We start from the raw sequence: 19354 nt of genomic DNA, 5'->3' as shown, positions 1-19354 counted from the left end.
TGCCTAATGGTAACCATCAAACAATAAAAAAGGAGCCATATCGGCTCTTTATTTTTATCTACTGTTTAGATAATTAATTCAATACATCTAACTGTACTTGATAGTTACAGCCAGCGCCTTGCAATTCGATTTTGTAACGAGGCTCTTTAAATTTCGCGGGGTTTTCCACAAACCAATTAACAACATTAACTGCCGGGTTTGCCGGAGTGATAGGCGTAATCAATAAGTTACCCGCAGTTATCGAGCCATCACCATTAATAACCGGTTCTACCGGCACGTTAATCTGCCAAATAGCAGAAACACTATCCGCCACCACACACTGGTCAGTTACCAACACTTTGTTTGCGGTAAAACTAATATCTCGCTTCCACAAAGTGACCGAATCATAAGACGCATAAATACCACTTAGATCCATATTAATGACAGTTTCAGCACCATTTACGGTGTAATCCATAGTTGCTTCGGTGCCGCGTTTTTGGAGAATGGTTTCTCCTTCTTCGACAAAACGCACCATGTTATGTACTTCGGACTCTTGATGGATACCACTATGAGACCAAATGTTCTGAGTTACCGCTAACCAATCATTTTTATACAAACTGAACGAACCTTGATCACGGTGAGCGTGAGACTCATCATAAATACCCGCTACTGCTGATAACCAAGTGGCGTCACTATTCCAAGAAGATCTAACAAACAAGTGCCCAGCACTCGTTGCGTGATATACCAACTCTGTAGGTTCTAGTTGATTCAGTTCTTGCTGTAACAAGGTGGTATGTAGATTAAAACCGTAGCGAATAGGGTCAACTGAGTTATTGTCTAACCACCACTTACCGCGTTTAGCTTCATCAGTGCCTACATTTAGCGAAGCAGCACGCTGTACCAAGTTCTCGTGATAGTCAAAAAGCACCGGTTTAGATACACGAGACTGGTCGCCAATCGGAGCGAACATTTCTAGTGGTGGAGTAGTTGCATGAATCCAATAATCAATGGTTTCTTTAGAGTGAACAGATTTTGCTGAGAGGTCTTCACCAGTAGTGTCTTTCCAAATTTGGTAAAGTTCAAATAGCTTCCCTTGAGCCACCCCATAACCGGTTCCTTCTCGGCTGCCCCCCTTATCAAATCCTTCATAATAAGCCACTAACTTAGGCAACTTGTCATCGTTTAATAGATTTAGCCAAGTGTTATTTTGAGAGGCCAAACCCCAAGTCATGGTGGCCTTTAAAAAACTGAAATGGTAATTATTGCCTGGATTGGTGGTTGCCCAACCACTCCAAGGGAAAGAATTACCAGCCCATTCAGCCTCACCGTGATTCCATACATTCCAAATAGCTTGCTCGGCATAGTTTTTCCATCGAGTGCGCTGGCTTTCACTTAACAATTCATAGCCGTAGTCGTAGGTAAAAGCCAGTTCAGATATAAAGCCGCCTACATACAAATAAGAATCGAAACTGGTTTTAGGTTTGTCACCCTCTGCCATTTTTGCTTCTGCAGCAACAACTTGCGCTTCTACATCTTCGATCGCTAAATCAATGTATTTTTTATCTTGGGTCAAATAATACATGTAGACTGCGTCTGTAGGCGAAAAGCCGTAACCTGGATTACCTTCTACTGCTCTATCTACCCAAGCAGCAAATTTACTATAATCTTCATTGGAATAGCGCAAGTGGTCGAGAGAGGCTAAGGACAATTTACGTTGAGTAGCTGCAGAATCAACCACAGTGACCAGAAGCTGAGCAGTCTTTTCTTTCCAAGTAGCGGTACAAGTGGCTTGGCCTACACTCTCGGTGGTCAACACATTCTCTGCATCTAAGCTAACGTTACTAGTATCACAGCTCAATGTTGCGTCAGAAGGCTCAGACTCACTGGTGCCATTGGAGAAGTATCCGGTAAGCTTAATGTCTTGCTTAGTAGCCAAAGGAAGAATCAAATGCCCTTGAGGAATGGTACTAATAAAATCAGGTAGGACTTCACTGGCTGTTACTACGAAGTTTACAGAGAGCGTCAACGCGTTCCAACTGACTTTACAAATAGACTCGCCAGCTTTATATGCACTTAGGAAGCTAGTGGCGCTAATATTCACTGCTGGGCTATCACATTGCCAAACAAGCTCAGAGTTTGCTATAGGCGTAGTTGAATTATCAGCATAAACACCGTTAACAACTAACTGAGAGGTGTCACCTTCTTTCAAAGACGTTTCCCCAGCACCTAAACGAAGCTTGCCAACATCACTTGGTGAAGTGGTATCACCATCTCCTGGTGAAGTCGTATCACCATCTCCTGGTGAAGTCGTATCACCTTCTCCTGGTGAAGTCGGATTATCATTTGCTGCGACGACAAAATCTACTGCCAGTTGCAACATACTAAATGAAACAATGCAGTTTGACTCACCGGCTTTGACCGCACTCACTTCACTACTTGAACTAATATCTACAGCAAAGCCTTCACAGCGCCAAATAAGGCCTGATTTAGGCAAAGGCTTGGTAGTACCATTATTGTAGTCAGCATTAACAACCAACTGAGAGGAGTCACCAACGGCAAGCTCTGTAGTACCTTCTTGTAGGCGCAAGTTTTTAACCTGCACCGCTGCATCGGAGTTAGGTACAGGAGATACTTCTTCCTCTTCATCGATACAAGCAGTTAATAACAACAGCGAAGCAATCAAGCTCATTTTAAGAAATTGATTTAAAAGCCGGTTAATTTGAACAATCATTATTACTTCCCTGTATTTCATTGCTGTAACTACCAAAGCAGCCATGCCCAATAAGTGGGCAGCTAAATGCCTAATCTAACCAAGCAAAGCTGTTGCCACTTTGTATCCAAATAAAATGACTAAGCTATAGGTAAACCTACGTATCTCAAGTTTTAAAGAAAAGTAAACCTTAAAACTCACTAAGATTAAGGACTATTACTCAAGCCTATTACGCCTTTAAGACAATCTATAGGCGAGTTGACGGATAAGCTTAACGGGGAATAATATGAGAGATTAATCAATAGCGCAAATCAAAGATCTGCGCTTCGTGACAAAAGTTTGATCTGAATTAAACGCAGGTATCGATTGCGGCTTGAGCTAAAGTAGCGTCATCTTGCTCACTCATACCACTAATACCTAGCGCTCCAACCACTTGATCATCCAGATAAATTGGCACGCCGCCTTGAATACCGGTAAAACGAGCATCACTCCAATAGCCCATATCTTTGCCGGTTTCTTGAGCCCAAGCAGCTAAATTGGCGGTAGGCTGGCGGTCACGCGCCGACGTATAGGCTTTATTCTTAGCCAACACCGCGGCATGAAACGCAACACCATCCATACGGGCGAAACTCACTAACTCACCATGTGCATCTACTACTGCTACCGCAATATTTGCTTGTTTCTCACCAGCAAGGCCTAAAGCTTTTTCAGTTAATGCACGGGCAAGGTCAAAGGTAATATCCATAATTAATCTCTTCAAGTAACAATAAGTGGCTTGAGTCTAGAAAGGTTTAGGCTTAAAACCAATGCTTCACACTCAAATTCCTCGCACAATAGTTCGAAGGTTCGCCACTTAATACGAGTAGTAACGCTATTCAGTTAAGGTGTTAAGCTTGCTAGCATAGAATAAAGTGTTGAAGCGAAGGAGAGCATGGATGAGCAAGGTTGCTTTAGTTACTGGTTCGAGCAGAGGGATAGGCGCAGCCACGGCATGTTTGCTCGCTGAACAAGGCTATTCAGTATGTATCAATTATAAGAAAAACCAAGCCGCAGCATTAGAGGTCGTAGAACGTATTCAATCTACAGGAGGTACCGCCATTGCCGTGAGAGCGGATATCAGTGATGAACAACAAGTTGAGCAACTGTTTAATCACATTGACCAGCAACTTGGGCCAATCAACGCGCTAGTCAACAACGCCGCAATGTTGTTTCCTCAAATGCGGCTTGAAGCAATGACCGCTCAGCGAATTAATCAGCTTTTTAGCGTTAATGTAACGAGTGCATTCATGTGCTGTAAATACGCGATTAAAAGAATGGGAACTAACTATGGCGGATCTGGAGGAAGCATTGTTAATGTATCTTCAGCTGCGGCTCGTGTAGGTTCGCCTTTTGAATACATTGACTATGCAGCAAGCAAGGGTGCCATAGATACGCTAACCAAAGGCTTGTCTCTCGAATTAGCCGAGCAAGCAATACGCGTAAATGGTGTTCGTCCTGGGTTTATACACACAGAAATGCATGCAGATGGTGGCGAGCCAAATCGTATTGAGCGATTAAGAAGTGCAATTCCACTACAGCGAGGCGGCGAGCCAGAAGAAATAGCCGAAGCGATCGCTTGGCTTATTTCAGATAAAGCGTCTTACGTAACTGGTAGTATTTTGGATGTAACGGGTGGGCGCTAAGTGCCTAAAACCCAGTTATGCTGGACTAAGTAATATGACGTTATAAGTGAGAAAAATGGTAAAAGATCCTCGTGTCATCGATAAACGCATCCCTTTTGTATTAGCCTTATTAATTGCTTTGTTTTGCTACTACACTTGGGCCCCAGCCAGCCCATTTAAGAAACTCCCTAAACTAGCCCTAGAGCAAGCACTAAGCAGTAAAACTGCAGCTTGGGCAGAAGGAAGCATTGTGGTGAAAGGTATCAGCCCATTGCAAGACAATACCCTCTATATACATGCTAAAGTTTTACCCAACCAAGCTCTCTCGGTGATTATTATCGCTCCAGCGGCCAGCAATCCAAACTTAAACTCCCGCTGGCGAGTGGAAGGGAAGCTATTATGGCAAGACAACATTGCAGTATTAGATACCATAAGCAGCAAGGGGAAATTTGAGGTTGTAAGCAATCAGCCTTAGCCTGCGCTAGCGCAAAGCACACCAAATTTTACTGCTCAATAATAGTCGTCATCGCTCAAACCATAGACACTAGCAATGACTCAAAAGGCTTGGACATATTTGTTGTATATCGTAATCGCTATAGGTTTAGCGTTAGTGATACTGGGCGTGGGTTTAGCACTATTTTCCAACATTAGCGTATCAATGGGCGTTCGTGGTGTGCAGATTATCGCCGTTACTATTGGTCTGGGTTTATTACTAATGGTACCGAGTAAAATAGTACTGACCTTGCTGCTAATGAAAAACAACAGCCAATAGTTAGTCTGTCGCTGCTAAGTCACTTACTTATAAGCCCATTTTTGTAATCTCGCCTAGTTCTATCGCCTCACATAACGCCACCGCTAACCATCTTACAAAACAATAGACCAGCTAATGACTTTTATGTCATTATCTTGCGTTTTGTGAATCTAAGACAATGACATCATTCAAAGTATTAACGGAATAAACATGAATAAAACTTTAAGTGCCATAACGATAGCAATCAGTTTAACCTTGGCAGGATGTGGCGGAGGTGATGATGGAACGCCAATCGCAAACAAACCCACTACGCCCCCGACTACTCCTGGTGAGTTTTCACCTAGCAGATTGAGCTTAGAGCAGTACCAACAGATATTAAGCTGGGATGAAAGCTACATCGCTAACGTCTCCAACGATCCGCTCAACCACTTTGATGAAGATACCATCAATATCGAAGTATTTGCCCAAGATCCTCAGCCTTACTCCATTGCTTATTCGATGAGTGACAACACTTTTGAAGAGCAGCAGTCGGAGACAAGCTCACTTACCTCAAATGTTTGGAATGGAACGTCATGGAATATTCTTCCTGAAACAGAGTTCTTTAATGACGGCGATGACATGCAAGTGGTTGATGATTACTTGTTAGTATCCAGTGCTATTTTAGACATGAATTTTAAAATCTACGCAGAGCAAGTTGATCTATCTAAACAAGGCGCATTAAATGCAGCGCTAAACATTAGCGATGTCCCCTGGACCTGGGATGACGCTAACTTTGCAGGATATGGCTACAAAATGGTGTCTTATCCTACTGTTCCCTTGATTATGGTAGATGTCAGTGACGAAGATAGCTTCATCAGCAATGGTTCTATCGAGGGAAAAACTTTAGAGCAAATTGCTGAATTAATTCTTCCTGGGCAAGTTAACTACGTGTTGATAGACGACGATACCATCGAGATAGGTGATAGTCGCTGGACAGTAAAACATGACACGGTAGCTAATTTAGCTATTGTAAGAATAAGCTCTCCCTACGAGTATGCGGGCGCTTACATGGTAATAGACTGGGCCTTAATAGATTACCAAGGAGCTATCCATCAAGCGGTGTTAGCTGAGCCCGAAAGCTTAGAAACACTTTTGCTTGCCGAGCCCAATGTTGCCTTTTCTTTCGATAATGCGATTAAAGCCATCACTCACCTTCATAACTTAACGACCAACTAACTAAATTATGCCCAGTGATATGCTGGGCATCTTCACCTAGATACAGCTTTGACTCATTACACAAACTGCTCAATCCATTGCTGCATAGCTTGGGCAGGTAAAGCCCCTGCTTGTTGTCCGAGCAGTTTACCGCTTTTAAAGCACATCAATGTGGGAATAGAGCGAATTTGATAGCGCTGCGCTAAAGCTTGTTGCTCTTCAGTATTCACTTTTAAAAACTGTGCTTGGTGAGCAAACTGCTTAGCCACTTGTTCATAGGCTGGCGCCATGCTTTTACATGGGCCACACCAAGGTGCCCAAAAGTCGACGATAACGGGTAACTCGCCACCAATATGGCGTGCAAAACCTGCTTCATCAGTATCTATCGGTTCGCCCTTAAATAGGGCTTCACTGCATTTTCCACATTTAGCCTGTTCGCCAATACGCGATTGAGGCAAGCGATTACCTGCGTTACAGCTAGGGCAAATAACGATGAGTGATTCAGGCATTTATTTCATTCTCCAATAACGAGCAACTTACAGTGGCGCTAAATGCTCAACCATTAACTGCACACTACGGCGCCCTCGAAACTCATTTACATCTAATTTGTAAACCAACTGCACCTGTTTTAGGCTGGCATTTGGCCAAATACTTCGATCGACATTAAATGCTATAGCATCTATTTCTTGCGACATGCCGGGTAGCTTTACACTCATTTTTAAGTGTTTCTCGCCAACTACCCGTTGCGCACAAAGCTCGAATTCGCCATCAAATAATGGTTCAGGAAAGCCTTGCCCCCAAGGACCTGATTCCCTGAGCATTTCGGCAAAACCGAGTACCAATTGCTCGGGTAGCAGCTCGCCATCACTAAGCAGCATATGAGTAAGACACTCTTCATCTATAAAATCTTTCGCGGTATTTTCTAAACAGGCTTTAAACTCAGCAAAGCGCGCTTGCGGGAGAGATAAACCCGCCGCCATAGCGTGGCCACCAAACTTGCTAATTAAACCAGGATTCTGAGTATCGATACGCTCTAACAAATCACGTAAATGAACCCCCGCAACGGAGCGACCCGAGCCTTTCACCTCGCCATTATCGCCATCGGCAAACGCAAACACTGGGCGGTAATACTTTTCTTTAATACGCGAAGCCACCAATCCCACCACACCTTGGTGCCAATCTGCTTGATATAAACACAAGGCTTTAGGTAATGATTCTGCATCTAAGCTCAGCTCGTTCACACTAACTAGCGCTTCCTGCTGCATGCTTTGTTCAATATCTTTACGCTCGCTGTTCAGGCTATCCATTTCGCTGGCTAACTGGCGAGCATGATGAATATCGTCACTCAGTAAACAGTGAATACCCAAACTCATGTCATCTAGGCGACCTACAGCATTTAAACGTGGACCAATAGCGAATCCTAAATCACTGGCCACCATATTGGCTTTATTTCTGCCAGACACTTCAATTAAGGCTTGAATGCCGGGGCGACATGCACCCGCTCGAATACGCTGTAAGCCTTGGTGTACCAAAATACGGTTATTGCTGTCTAAAGGGACTACATCAGCTACTGTGCCAAGCGCCACCAAATCCAATAAGCTGGCAATGTTAGGTTCTTGCAAACCTTGTTTTGCAAACAATTCTTGTTCACGCATTTTGCTGCGCAGCGCCATTAGCAAATAAAAAGCAACGCCCACACCGGCTAAATTTTTACTAGGAAAAGCACAAGCCGACAAATTAGGGTTAACAATCGCTGCTGCTTTGGGGAGCTTCTCCCCAGGTAAGTGGTGATCGGTAATTAATACCGGGATCCCCAAGGCGCTGGCTTTTTCTACACCGCTAATACTCGAAATGCCATTATCAACGGTAATGATAAGCTCGGCGCCCTTAGCGGCAGCCAACTCTACAATCTCAGGGCTTAAGCCATAGCCATACTCAAAACGATTAGGCACTAAAAAGTCTACCGGACGAAAACCAAATTGTGGCAAGCCCGCCATTAACAGTGCGGTGCTGGTAGCGCCATCGGCATCAAAGTCGCCCACAATCACTATCTTCTTTCTTACGCTGAGATTTTCGATGAGTAAACTCACCGCATCGTCCATGCCTTGTAAACCTTGAAACGGCAACAAAGCTTGCGCTCGACGTTCTACATCGGCTGCGGTTTTTACGCCACGGCGTACATAAACCTGCTTTATCAGCTCTGGCCAGTCTTTGGGTAATGCTTGGGTATCTAGGTCTTCTCTGCGGCGTAATAACACGGTTGGTTTACTCTTTTTTGAAGTAAATAAAAAAGGCTCCGCTCTAATTAAAAAGCAGGAGCCCAATTATAGGCGCTTAATGTTTAGCCGCGCTCTAAATACTCAAGCAAAGCAGCGGGTGGGCGGTAGCCTGGTAACATAGTGCCATCTTCCAATACCATAGCTGGCGTGCCACGCACTCCAAAGGCTTCGCCTAATTGATACTGTTTTAATACCGTATTATCGCAGCTACTACGTGCTACGTTGCTACCATTTTTAGCCGCGCTCATAGCGGCTGTTTTATCATCGGCGCACCATACGCTTTGCATTTCACCATACACTGGTGACTCCACTCCACCACGCGGGAAAGCTAAGTAACGAACGGTAATACCCAAGTCGGTGTAACCTGGAAGGTCTTCCACTTTATTGGTTTCTGGGTTCTTATCTCTATAAGTATAAAGCTCGTTATGCAGCTTACGACAATAGCCACAACTCGTATCGGTAAACACCGTAATAACGTGTTTTTCATCCTTAGCTTTAAATACGATCATGTCATCTTCAAAGCTAGCCAGTTGCGTTAAACGCACCTTAGACATACTTTGGTCGGTTAGGTTTACCCGATTCACCAAATCAAACAAGCTACCTTGCAGTAAATAGTTTCCGTCTGAGCTTACGTAAAATAAACCTTGGCTGGTGGCTACTTCATAAATACCCGCCAGCGGCGTTTCAGCAATGGAGTCAACACTCACCCCTAAACGTGCTTCAATGACATGTTGGGTTTTACTGGTATCTAGTTTAACAGCGCTTAACTGGGCTGCGTCTTCACTCCACGCGCTATTTAGGCTCAGGCCGAATAAACTCATCGACAACAGTAAGGCCTTGGATAATTTCATTAAATCTTCTCCGAATTAGGGGTGTTTAAGCAGACCGTGCAAACACAGCAAAACTTACCGTCTCTATGGCTTAAATGCAAAATTTTAATTACAAAGCGGTTACTAGCGCATTTAAGCGCGCGGATGATGCTGCTGGTACACCGAGCGTAAACGCTCATTAGCAACATGGGTGTAGATTTGCGTAGTAGACAAATCGCTATGGCCTAACAGCATTTGTACCACACGCAAATCAGCACCATGATTCAACAAGTGGGTCGCAAATGCATGACGCAAGGTATGCGGCGACAAATGACTATTTATACCCGCCAAACTCGCATAACGCTTAATGCGATGCCAAAAAGTTTGCCGAGTCATTTGGCTACCACGCAAGCTAGGAAACAATACGTCACTCTCTTGTTTAAGTAACATTGGGCGGGCGTGTTTTAAATAGCGCTCTAATACATCGACAGCCTGTTCACCTAAAGGCACTAAACGTTCTTTACCGCCCTTACCTACAACTCTGACTAAACCTTGGCGCAAACTCACCTGTTCTATTTGTAAACTCACTAACTCGGTAACACGCAAGCCAGTGGCATACAAAACCTCTAACATGGCTAAGTCTCTATGCTGAATCGGATCATCGAGCTGCGGCTCATCTAACAAGGCTTCAACTTCACTTTCACTTAAGGTGCCAGGGAGCTTCTTCTCCAGCTTGGGCTGTACCAGCAATGCACAAGGGTCGTTGGTGCGGATTTTATCCTGCAGTAAAAAACGATAAAAACGCCGCATGGTAGATAACTGCCTAGCCGCACTAGCAGGCTTTTGACCTAACTCAAATCGCGAAGCGATAAACCCTTGCAAATCCAATGCTTCAGCTAATTCAATCGCAAGCTGTTTGCCCTGTAAATAACAGGCAAGCTGGTTAAGATCGTTTCGGTAGGAATTAAGGGTGTTTTCTGCAAGGCTATGCTCAAACCACAGTTGCTCGATAAAACGGTTGATATGTGGATTATCTATTTTGCTGGCTTTTGGTTTAACTTGCTTACTTGGCATTTCGCTCACTACATTACAAAGCTAAGACTTAGCATATTGGTGTTACTAAAGGCTTTTGGTACACTGCCCGCGCACTCTCCAACGCTTTAAAGGATGCATAGCATGCGCATTGGCCTGTTCTACGGCTCTTCTACCTGTTACACCGAAATGGCAGCTGAAAAGATTCAAGCTGAATTTGCTGAGCACAACCTTGATGTATTCAACATCAAAGATTGCGACGTGCAGCAAATGAGTGATTATTCGCTACTTATCCTCGGTATTTCTACCTGGGATTATGGCGAATTACAGGAAGATTGGGAAGCGGTATGGGACAACCTTGAAGGCCTAGATTTAAAAAACAAAACCATCGCCCTGTTTGGCTTGGGTGATCAAATTGGTTACAGCGAATGGTTTTTAGATGCAATGGGCATGTTGTTTGAGCAATTAGCCCCTTCTGGCGCAAACTTTATTGGCTTTTGGCCAAACCAAGGTTACCAATTTGAAGCCTCTAAAGCGCTTACTGAAGACGGAGAATTCTTCTATGGTTTAGCGCTAGACGACGAACACCAGTTTGAACAAAGTGATGAACGCATTCATCAATGGTGTGAGCAGCTGAAAGAAGAACTGAAACAGTTAGCCTAAACCTAAGCCAATGCTCGTTAGAAGCTTACTACTCCAAACATAAAAATGCCCTGACAGCTGTCAGGGCATTTGATGTTCACCTAAATATAAATTAGTTTACTTTACGCTTTCGAGCAAAACCAAGCCCCACCAAACCTAAGCCAAAAATGGCCAAGCTTGCAGGCTCAGAAACTGTTGCAGGAACGTCTTCATTTAGCACAATATCATCAACTAAAAAGATACCGCCAAAGCCCAAACGTAATTCATCGATCAAGCCTGCTTGAGCGCTATAGTACTCATAACTACCATTTAAACTAGTACCAACAGTCCACGCTAACACACCATTATTGTAACCTTGTAATACGCCAAACGAAGAGTCTGCGCCGCCAGATTCTTTACCTGTAGCCCATTTCTTCGCCCAAAGGCCATCAAAAGTAAAATCTGCACCATTTTGTTCTGTAATAACGCCCACACCACCACGGTTATTTAGCATACCAAATTCACCGCTTTTAGCGCCATAATTCCAACTAGAACCTTCTAAATCTAACCAGTCTAGAGTGCTAGAGAAGTTAAAACCTTTGTAAGTTTGGGCATGCCCATATTGGTTTTGCACACTACCGCCAGGTATATCTTCGAACGATAAGATAGTGGCACTTAGTTGATTGGCAAACAAAGTTAGAAACAATAAAGGGAACAGCTTAGTCATTGATAATTATCCTAAAGTAACATCATATTTTATATATTCATCGCGGGCTAAAGCAAAAAACAGACCAGCCGTAAATATTCAAATTAATCAGTAGGTTAGGATTATTTCGAATATCATATCACTAAAAATGTAAATAAAGCCGACACATTTAACCGGCTTTAATAAGGTTTAAATTATAAATATATGTAACTCAACGCTTTATCGTGCAAGAACAGTTAACTAGATACCCGACCTAAATAAACCTTAGCGCTTAATATTTAGCTCTTTAGTCAGTAGTTCCAGCACTTCTACCTGTTCTAACAAAGACTTAATCGCTTGGTCTGAACCTTGAACGAGTTCGGTCACCAACACTGTTTGATCACGCAACTGGTGAGTATCGTCCGAAATGCCTGTGGCTACCGCACCTTGTTCTTCGGAAGCGGTGGCAATCTCAGAAATTTTTGCCGAGACCATATCAGTACGCTGATGAATATCAGCAATAGTTTGGTGCACCCCGCCCATCATCTCTTTGCTGGTTTCGCCGCGCTGCACACTTTCTTTCACTGTAGAACTTAAACCGGAACTGGTAGATTGCAGCTCTTCAATCATTGATTGAATCTCTACCGTAGCTTGTTGGGTGCGCCCAGCTAAACTACGTACTTCATCGGCCACCACCGCAAATCCGCGGCCTTGCTCGCCAGCTCGTGCCGCTTCAATAGCCGCATTTAAGGCCAGTAGATTGGTTTGCTCTGAAATAGAGTTAATAGTGGTGACCACCGCGCCAATATCTTGCGTGCGCTGTTCTAGCTGAGTTACTGCTTGTTCCGCTCGTTGCACGTCATTCATTAGGTGCTCAATGGCGTCTACGGTTAGCTCAACTTTTTGTTGCCCATCACTGGTGGCTTGATTAGCTTGGTCGGTTTGCTCGGCGGTATCATTAGCGTTTGCGGCAACGTTGCGAATTGTCACCACCATTTGCTCAATAGCACTGGCCAGCGAGTCGACCCTGTCTTGCTGCTGAACACTAAGGCTGTTGCATTGTTCACTGGTACTGCTTAGTTGCTCGCAAAGCTGCTTTACCAAGCCATTGGTGGCATTGGTTTCGCTTACCAGTTGATGCTCGCGCTCTGCGACTTTATCAATAATGATGGCAATAGAGCTAAATTCATCACGTACTGGGAAATAGTTTAAACGATAGGTTAAGTCACCTTTGGCCAGCATATCTAGGGCGTTGTGTATTTGGTACATCGCCCCACCAATAAAGGTCATGATGTAATAAAACAGCAAACCCGCCACAAATAAAATGGCCGCGATACTGGCGTACTGAAATCCCGAAAACAAATCAAATATTGAGGTATCGTCGTGTTGTGAGGTCACTGTATTTTGCCGTAAAGAGTATCCCGCACGCGATAACACGCTGCGTAGTTGCTCTGGTTCGGCTTGAATCACTTGGCTTAGCAATTGCGCTTCTTGCAAATGTACCTGCGCCAAATGCTGTTCAAAATTACTTGATACAATCAGCAAAATGGCCACCAAGGCCAACATGGGGAAAGCAAACATTAACAGGAATTTCTCCTGTAACTTTAAATGAATGTTATAGCGATCGATCCATCTAAATGGGACTTCTTTCATGACAAACTCCATTTTGTATTGCACTGCGCAATTAATGATCATCCATGTTATGACCCGTGCTGAATGAATGCGAGATCTCGCCGTTCAGCTAATGAGATAAGACAAACAAAAAAATCGTAAGCTAACCGATTGTGTTGATTTTTTATGATGAATAAGTAGAACTAAAGCGCCAGCAGGGCTGCTAGCGCTTTAACAATTAAGCGGTTTCAACCACTTGTTGTTTGCTATCGCGAACAAATACGCTAACCATTACCGCTGCTAGAGTGGGTAGTAACCAAGCAAAACCTTGTGAGAAACCAGGCAGTACGTTAAAGGCATCCATATTTACGCCTGCCGCTTTAATCGCATCCAGTACCCCAAAAATAGCGGCTACACCAATAATTAAACGAGCCGCCATTTGTGGGCGATTAAACCAATCCACTAATAGATTAAAGGCAATCAATGCTACTGCAACCGGATAAATACCTATCAGAATAGGAATAGACACAACCAATAGTTGGTTCAAACCAATGTTAGCAACCAGCGCACAACACGCTGCCGTTAGAATAGCCGTGAGCTTGTAAGAGATTTTGGTATTGTCACTCACATAAGTAGAAAACGAAGAAATACCACCAATAGCGGTGGTGAAACAGGCTAAGCCAACCACCGTAGACAATAAAAACTGTCCTTTGGCTCCAAATAGCACGCCAACATAGGCAACAATGATTTCACCACCGTTTTTAGCCTCTGGCGCTACACCAGTAGCGGTTGCGCCTAAGTAGAACAGCACAACATAAAATAGAGTGAGACCCACCGCGGCAATTAAACTGGCTTTAACCAAGTAACCAAATTGCTCAGACTTACCCGATACACCTTTGCCATTTAGCGCATCAATCATCAATACACCAAACATTAGGGCAGCCAAGGCATCCATGGTGTTGTAACCATCGATAAAGCCTTGACCAAATGGCATGTCAGCAAAGTTTTGTTGAGCCGAGGCGATTTCGGCAAACGGAGCACTAAATACACTCACACCAATCACTGCGATACAAATAACCAACAGCGGCGTAATAATTTTACCTACGGTGTCGATCAGCCCGCCACGACGTAAAATAAAGAATAGTGCTGCAATAAAGTAAAACAGAGAGTAGCCAATTAAGGTTAGCTGGCTAGCGCTTTCTACCAAAGGTACAAAACCTAGCTCATAGGCCACTAAACAGGTACGAGGAATACCAAACATTGGCACTAACACTAAATAAATAGCCAGTGCGATAGCATTGGCCACTTTACTTGGCAAATAACGACCTAGATGAACAATGCCACCGCCAGCTTTGGCAATTGCCAACAAGCCTAGCAATGGCAAACCTACCGCTGTCACTAAAAAGCCAAGCATTGATAACAGCAAGTTATCGCCTGCTAACATGCCCGCCATAGGTGGAAAAATTAAGTTACCCGCGCCTAAAAAGAAGGCAAATACCATCATCCCTAAACTAATTGTGTTCCATGATCCAAGTGCTTTGGTCACGTGTATTCCTCGTTGTAGATTGCAATCATTTATAATTTTAAGCGGAGAAGTATATAGCATGGCTTTTAAACATAAAACCAGTATATCGAACTACATTAATGATATTTGATCCAACTCAACACCAACAAAAATCACATTTTAAGGTACAAATACCTACAGAGATTAACGAACTGAGTAGAGTAGCTTTTATCTTGTTGATAGATAAGAATTTGCTCTTGCTGGCAACACGAAACCGGTGATTTAGTAAGCAACAACATACTGCGAATAGCTGGCTTATTGGCGAAAGAATGAACTTGAGCACGCCTCGCTAAATGCCAATCATCCAATTCAGCTAAACGCAGCCATTGCTCGGCCACGTCACAAGGTAGGATCACCGCCAGTTGAGTGTGTTGATGGGCTAATTTTGCTAGCGCAGCAAAAAACGCTTGCGCATTTAAACTACCGCTATGCCTAGCTTGTTGGCGTTTTTCTTCAAACACTTGCCCAGCCGAAAAATATGGTGGGTTAGAAATAACCAAATCGTAGCTCTGCGCGCTCTGATGATTTTGCATACTTTGTAATTGAACATTAACCACCAAGGGCCAAGGACTATGTGCTACGTTTTGTTGGGCTTGAGAACAAGCATCGGCTTCGATATCGATGGCATCAATAACCACCTCACCAGCCAATCGCTGGGCCAAGATTAAACTAATCAGCCCAGTGCCCGTTCCTACATCTAAAACACGCTTAATATTATGCAGAGGCGACCAAGCAGCTAACAGGATCCCATCGGTTCCCACCTTCATTGCGGTTTGATCATGAGCCACGTGAAACTGCTTAAAAGTAAAACCTAGTCGTTGATTGTGTTCGATCACTTCTTGCTTGCCCCTGTTTGGCGCTATACTATGCCGCGAATGTAAATGACCCGCGCTTTTGGTTCAAGTCGATGGCGCCTGACAACTTGGTAGATTTATGACCTTTGAAGACCTCGACCTAGACTCACAAATATTAGCCGCTGTAAGCGACATGGGCTTGCAAAAAGCGACGATGGTCCAACAGCAAACGATCCCAGCTATGCTTGATGGTCGAGATGTATTGGCTAGCGCCCCTACAGGCACAGGTAAAACCTTGGCATTTTTACTGCCGGCTATTCAGCACTTGCTCGATTACCCGCGCCGTAAAGCAGGCCCAGGACGAGTACTGATTTTAACCCCTACTCGCGAACTTGCTATGCAGGTTGCCGAGCAGGCGCGTTTAGCCACTGCTCACACCAATCTGACTACCATCGATATTACCGGTGGAGTGAAATACGATGTACACGCCGAGCAGCTTAAAGGCAACATTGATATCGTTATTGCCACGCCGGGCCGGTTAATGGAGTACATCACCTACAAGGTGTTTGATACCCAAGCCATTGAAGTTCTCATTCTTGATGAAGCCGACCGCATGCTCGATATGGGCTTCATTAAAGACATGGAAACCATTAGTGATGCAACCAGTGAACGAGGCCAAACCGCGCTATTCTCTGCCACGTTAGAAGGTTCAGGTTTGTTACGTTTTGCTGAAAAAGTAATGGAAGACCCTGAGCAAATTGAAGTAGATTCACCGCGTCGAGAACGCGCTAAAATTCATCAAATATTGCACTTTTGCGATGATGCCGCCCACAAATACCAATTATTAAGTCATTACCTACTCAACGAAGAAATCGAGCGTTGTGTGGTTTTTGTAAAAACCCGTGACCGCCTATATGCGCTAGCGGAGCAACTACAAAGTGACGACATTAAAGCCTCTTACTTACGCGGTGAAATGGCTCAAGACAAACGTAACCAAGCGATGCAAGCCTTCCGTGATGGCGAAGTGAAGATCCTTATTGCCACTGATGTTGCAGCCCGCGGCTTAGATGTGCCAGAGATTAGCCACGTATTTAACTACGACATGCCTCGCACACCAGACGTATATGTACACCGCATTGGCCGTACCGCTCGCGCAGGTCGTAAAGGCATGGCTGTAAACCTAATCGAAGCGCATGATATGGGTGCGTTAGCCAAAGCAGAGCGCTATACCGATGAACCGATTAAACGCCGCGTGATTGACAGCTTGCGCCCGACACATCGTGTTGCAGCGCCGCCAGCCAAGAAGAAAAAGCCAAAAACAGTAGAGGCTAAAAAAGCGGCTAAGAAGAAGGCCAAGGGACGAGCTAAAAAGCTGGCCAAAAAAGCCAAAAAGTAAGCCTTAGCCAGCCACTAAAAAAGCCACGCTATGCGTGGCTTTTTGTATTTAAGAGAGCAGTAATGTTAATGGTATACGCGTACTTCCACTCTTCGGTTATGCGCGCGTCCTTCTTCAGTTGCATTACTAGCAATGGGAGCGGCAATACCTTTACCCTCTTCAACGGCAGCATCCCTAGTGACACCGGCAGCCAATAACGCTACACCCACGTTATGAGCACGGCGATTACTTAATTCTATATTGTAACCTGGGTCACCAATGTTATCGGTATAGCCAACCGCATCAATTTTGAGGTCATTGGCAATCACGGTTTTAGCAATACACTCAACTTTATGTTGCTCGTCGTGATGATATTCATCTTTATTAAAGCCAAACAAAATGTGTTCAAAGCTCATTATTTTATTGTCTTCAATCAACACATATTGCTCACAAGATTCGGGGATTAAAACCGCTGCTGCAACAGCCACTACCGCGACTTCTTCAATGACGACTTCCTCAACAACAATTTCTTCAACGATAACTTCTTCTACAATTTCACAGCCACGTTCATCAACTTTTGCACCAGCAGGCGTGTCTGGACACTCATCAATACTGTTGGCCACGCCGTCGCCGTCTAAATCAGGGTTTGAACATATTAAGGCACCGGCGATAACACCACCAACCATGCCTCCCCCGCCAGCAACAGAACCAAACGCGCCGCCAATAATGGGGCACAATACTCTAACATCTCCTTCAGGAGGACTTGAACACCCTGCCAAGGTGGTTGCGCCAACTAGCGCCAATATCACTGCAATCTTATTTTTCATATTATCTCCATATGGCCTTGCTCGACGATTCTTGTCGATTACCTTGAGTAAAAAATAAGTCAGTTATTTACCAAAAAAAGCTGCTCTCCGGCCGCTACTTTTGATATTGGCAGGGCTGGAGTAAAAGCTCAAGTGAATTTAAGGTTAAAATCAATAAGGTGGTTTTGTTAAGTCGATAAACTAACTCCAACAGAGGTCTTTAGCGACTCGCCATCAGGGCTTACAACAGTAGCAGAGCGGCTGCGTAGATCATAAGCGAAGTCAAAACAACAGTAAGCAAATAACAATTCATTAATATCTAAAAGGGGTTGGCGACACCTTGCTGAAGCATTCTTCTACCGTGTAATCCCCGCCAACTAACGCAGCCCTACATCTAGCTAAGTACTATCACCGGTTTACAAATTAGCGCGAAAATGTAGCCCCACCTAATACCACGCATAACTACCTTATGGCGAATAACGAATAACGAATAACGAGTTTGTCTAATTTGCAGATAGGGCTTCAGAGAAAATTATGGACTGGAGAACACTACAAACAATAGGCGCGAGCTTGGTTAAACTGAACCTTAGTGTAAACAGTTCACCTATGTTCGCGAGGCGCCGTAAAGATTTACGTATAAAAAAGCCCCATCGAAATGAGGCTTTATCATCTAAAAAAGAGAATGACTATTGCTGGGCTTCATCGCGCAGGAACACGAGAGTGCTGGCATCAGAGCTCGCTTCATCAAAGTAGTAACCCTGGTAATCAAAATCACTCAATTGTTCCAAGCTAGTCACCTGCTTATCGAACATGTAGCGAGCCATTAAACCACGCGCTTTTTTCGCGTAAAAGCTGATGATTTTGTATTGGCCGTTTTTTTGATCTTTAAAGACCGGCGTAATCACCGTGCCATCAAGTTGCTTGGTTTTTACTGCCTTAAAGTACTCATTTGACGCCAAGTTCACCAGCACATTGTCACCTTGTTCAGCTAAAGCCTGGTTTAACTTGTTGGTGATAATGTCACCCCAAAACTGATACAAATTAGTACCGCGAGCATTGGCCAGCTTTATGCCCATTTCTAAGCGATAAGCCATCATCAAATCAAGCGGGCGTAACAAACCATATAAACCCGACAATATACGTAAATGCTGCTGAGCATAATCCAGCTGTTTGCCACTTAAGCTGGCAGCATCTAACCCAGTATAAACGTCGCCTTTAAACGCAAAAATAGCCTGGCGAGCCAAGTCTTGCGGTAGCTCAGTGCTCCATTCAGCAAATCGAGCCGCATTTAACCCCGCAAGTTTATCGCTAATTTTCATCAAGCTAGAGATGTCAGCCGGGCTTAACTGCCTAGCCACATCAATTAGCTCAGCACTATGCTCTAACAACTCCGGGCGAGTATGCGATTGCTTGGCTAACTCTGAACTAAAATCTAAGGTTTTAGCGGGTGAAATAACGGCTAACATAATGCTCCTTTAATGAC

Annotated in this window: 18 protein-coding genes; 6 read left to right on the top strand and 12 right to left on the bottom strand. The window is 44.2% G+C overall.

All coding sequences use genetic code 11. The features are described 5' to 3' along the window. Positions 1 to 73: 73 nt before the first annotated feature. Together Q4549_RS11415 and Q4549_RS11410 are read right to left on the bottom strand one after the other, a co-directional pair. Positions 74 to 2710, bottom strand: a complete 2637-nt coding sequence (locus Q4549_RS11415) for a hypothetical protein (protein ID WP_303551431.1) — start codon at positions 2708 to 2710, stop codon at positions 74 to 76. Between the two features lie 328 nt (positions 2711 to 3038). After that, a complete protein-coding gene (locus Q4549_RS11410; RefSeq protein ID WP_303551434.1) occupies positions 3039 to 3434 on the bottom strand; it encodes a heme-binding protein in 396 nt (131 codons plus the stop codon). Between the two features lie 190 nt (positions 3435 to 3624). Between Q4549_RS11410 and Q4549_RS11405 the strand changes: the two genes are divergently transcribed. The 4 genes from Q4549_RS11405 to Q4549_RS11390 all read left to right on the top strand — a co-directional run bounded on the left by Q4549_RS11405 (position 3625) and on the right by Q4549_RS11390 (position 6316). Beyond that, positions 3625 to 4371 carry an SDR family oxidoreductase gene (locus Q4549_RS11405; protein WP_303551437.1) on the top strand — a complete coding sequence of 249 codons (747 nt, stop codon included), beginning with the start codon at positions 3625 to 3627 and terminating at the stop codon, positions 4369 to 4371. A gap of 55 nt (positions 4372 to 4426) precedes the next feature. Further along, positions 4427 to 4825 carry a hypothetical protein gene (locus Q4549_RS11400; protein WP_303551440.1) on the top strand — a complete coding sequence of 133 codons (399 nt, stop codon included), beginning with the start codon at positions 4427 to 4429 and terminating at the stop codon, positions 4823 to 4825. A gap of 75 nt (positions 4826 to 4900) precedes the next feature. Then, complete coding sequence (locus Q4549_RS11395) at positions 4901 to 5122, top strand: hypothetical protein (protein ID WP_137674870.1); 222 nt, start codon at positions 4901 to 4903, stop codon at positions 5120 to 5122. A 189-nt stretch (positions 5123 to 5311) separates the two neighbouring features. Then, the gene (locus Q4549_RS11390; protein WP_303551443.1) at positions 5312 to 6316 is read left to right on the top strand and encodes a hypothetical protein; all 1005 of its coding nucleotides are present in this window, start codon (positions 5312 to 5314) and stop codon (positions 6314 to 6316) included. 56 nt (positions 6317 to 6372) lie between these two features. Here Q4549_RS11390 and trxC read toward each other — a convergent pair whose 3' ends face one another. From trxC to xerD, 4 genes are all read right to left on the bottom strand, one after another. Next, complete coding sequence (gene trxC, locus Q4549_RS11385; protein WP_303551446.1) at positions 6373 to 6804, bottom strand: thioredoxin TrxC; 432 nt, start codon at positions 6802 to 6804, stop codon at positions 6373 to 6375. Positions 6805 to 6831: 27 nt separating this feature from the next. Then, on the bottom strand, positions 6832 to 8553 hold the full coding sequence (gene recJ / locus Q4549_RS11380; RefSeq protein WP_303551449.1) for a single-stranded-DNA-specific exonuclease RecJ: 1722 nt from the start codon (positions 8551 to 8553) through the stop codon (positions 6832 to 6834). Between the two features lie 83 nt (positions 8554 to 8636). Then, positions 8637 to 9425: a thioredoxin fold domain-containing protein gene (locus Q4549_RS11375; protein WP_303551451.1), complete on the bottom strand. Its 789-nt coding sequence runs from the start codon at positions 9423 to 9425 to the stop codon at positions 8637 to 8639. A gap of 111 nt (positions 9426 to 9536) precedes the next feature. Then, entirely contained in the window at positions 9537 to 10457 is a 921-nt protein-coding gene (gene xerD / locus Q4549_RS11370) for a site-specific tyrosine recombinase XerD (protein ID WP_303512355.1), read from the bottom strand. Between the two features lie 102 nt (positions 10458 to 10559). On the opposite strand from xerD, the gene fldB reads away from it, so the two are divergent. Further along, a complete protein-coding gene (gene fldB / locus Q4549_RS11365; protein WP_303551454.1) occupies positions 10560 to 11078 on the top strand; it encodes a flavodoxin FldB in 519 nt (172 codons plus the stop codon). Positions 11079 to 11169: 91 nt separating this feature from the next. On the opposite strand, the gene Q4549_RS11360 is transcribed toward fldB, so the two are convergent. From Q4549_RS11360 to Q4549_RS11345, 4 genes are all read right to left on the bottom strand, one after another. Next, a complete protein-coding gene (locus Q4549_RS11360; protein WP_303551457.1) occupies positions 11170 to 11763 on the bottom strand; it encodes a PEP-CTERM sorting domain-containing protein in 594 nt (197 codons plus the stop codon). Positions 11764 to 12006: 243 nt separating this feature from the next. Then, complete coding sequence (locus tag Q4549_RS11355) at positions 12007 to 13374, bottom strand: methyl-accepting chemotaxis protein (protein WP_303512352.1); 1368 nt, start codon at positions 13372 to 13374, stop codon at positions 12007 to 12009. A gap of 196 nt (positions 13375 to 13570) precedes the next feature. Continuing rightward, positions 13571 to 14878: a branched-chain amino acid transport system II carrier protein gene (gene brnQ / locus Q4549_RS11350; RefSeq protein WP_303551460.1), complete on the bottom strand. Its 1308-nt coding sequence runs from the start codon at positions 14876 to 14878 to the stop codon at positions 13571 to 13573. 131 nt (positions 14879 to 15009) lie between these two features. After that, the gene (locus Q4549_RS11345; protein WP_303551462.1) at positions 15010 to 15684 is read right to left on the bottom strand and encodes a tRNA1(Val) (adenine(37)-N6)-methyltransferase; all 675 of its coding nucleotides are present in this window, start codon (positions 15682 to 15684) and stop codon (positions 15010 to 15012) included. Positions 15685 to 15829: 145 nt separating this feature from the next. Here Q4549_RS11345 and srmB point away from each other — a divergent pair, with 145 nt between their 5' ends. Continuing rightward, complete coding sequence (gene srmB / locus Q4549_RS11340; RefSeq protein ID WP_303551465.1) at positions 15830 to 17086, top strand: ATP-dependent RNA helicase SrmB; 1257 nt, start codon at positions 15830 to 15832, stop codon at positions 17084 to 17086. A gap of 65 nt (positions 17087 to 17151) precedes the next feature. Here the strand turns inward: srmB and Q4549_RS11335 are convergent, their stop codons facing one another. Together Q4549_RS11335 and yaaA are read right to left on the bottom strand one after the other, a co-directional pair. After that, on the bottom strand, positions 17152 to 17892 hold the full coding sequence (locus Q4549_RS11335; RefSeq protein ID WP_303551467.1) for an OmpA family protein: 741 nt from the start codon (positions 17890 to 17892) through the stop codon (positions 17152 to 17154). Between the two features lie 665 nt (positions 17893 to 18557). Continuing rightward, positions 18558 to 19337 (bottom strand): peroxide stress protein YaaA, encoded by a 780-nt coding sequence (gene yaaA, locus Q4549_RS11330; RefSeq protein ID WP_303551469.1) that lies wholly within the window; start codon positions 19335 to 19337, stop codon positions 18558 to 18560. Positions 19338 to 19354: the final 17 nt, after the last annotated feature.

It is taken from the genome of Agarivorans sp. 2_MG-2023, from assembly GCF_030548085.1.
Taxonomy (GTDB): Bacteria; Pseudomonadota; Gammaproteobacteria; order Enterobacterales; family Celerinatantimonadaceae; genus Agarivorans.
The sequence above is the reverse complement of the archived record's forward strand: the minus strand, read 5'-3'. Positions and strand labels throughout refer to the sequence as shown.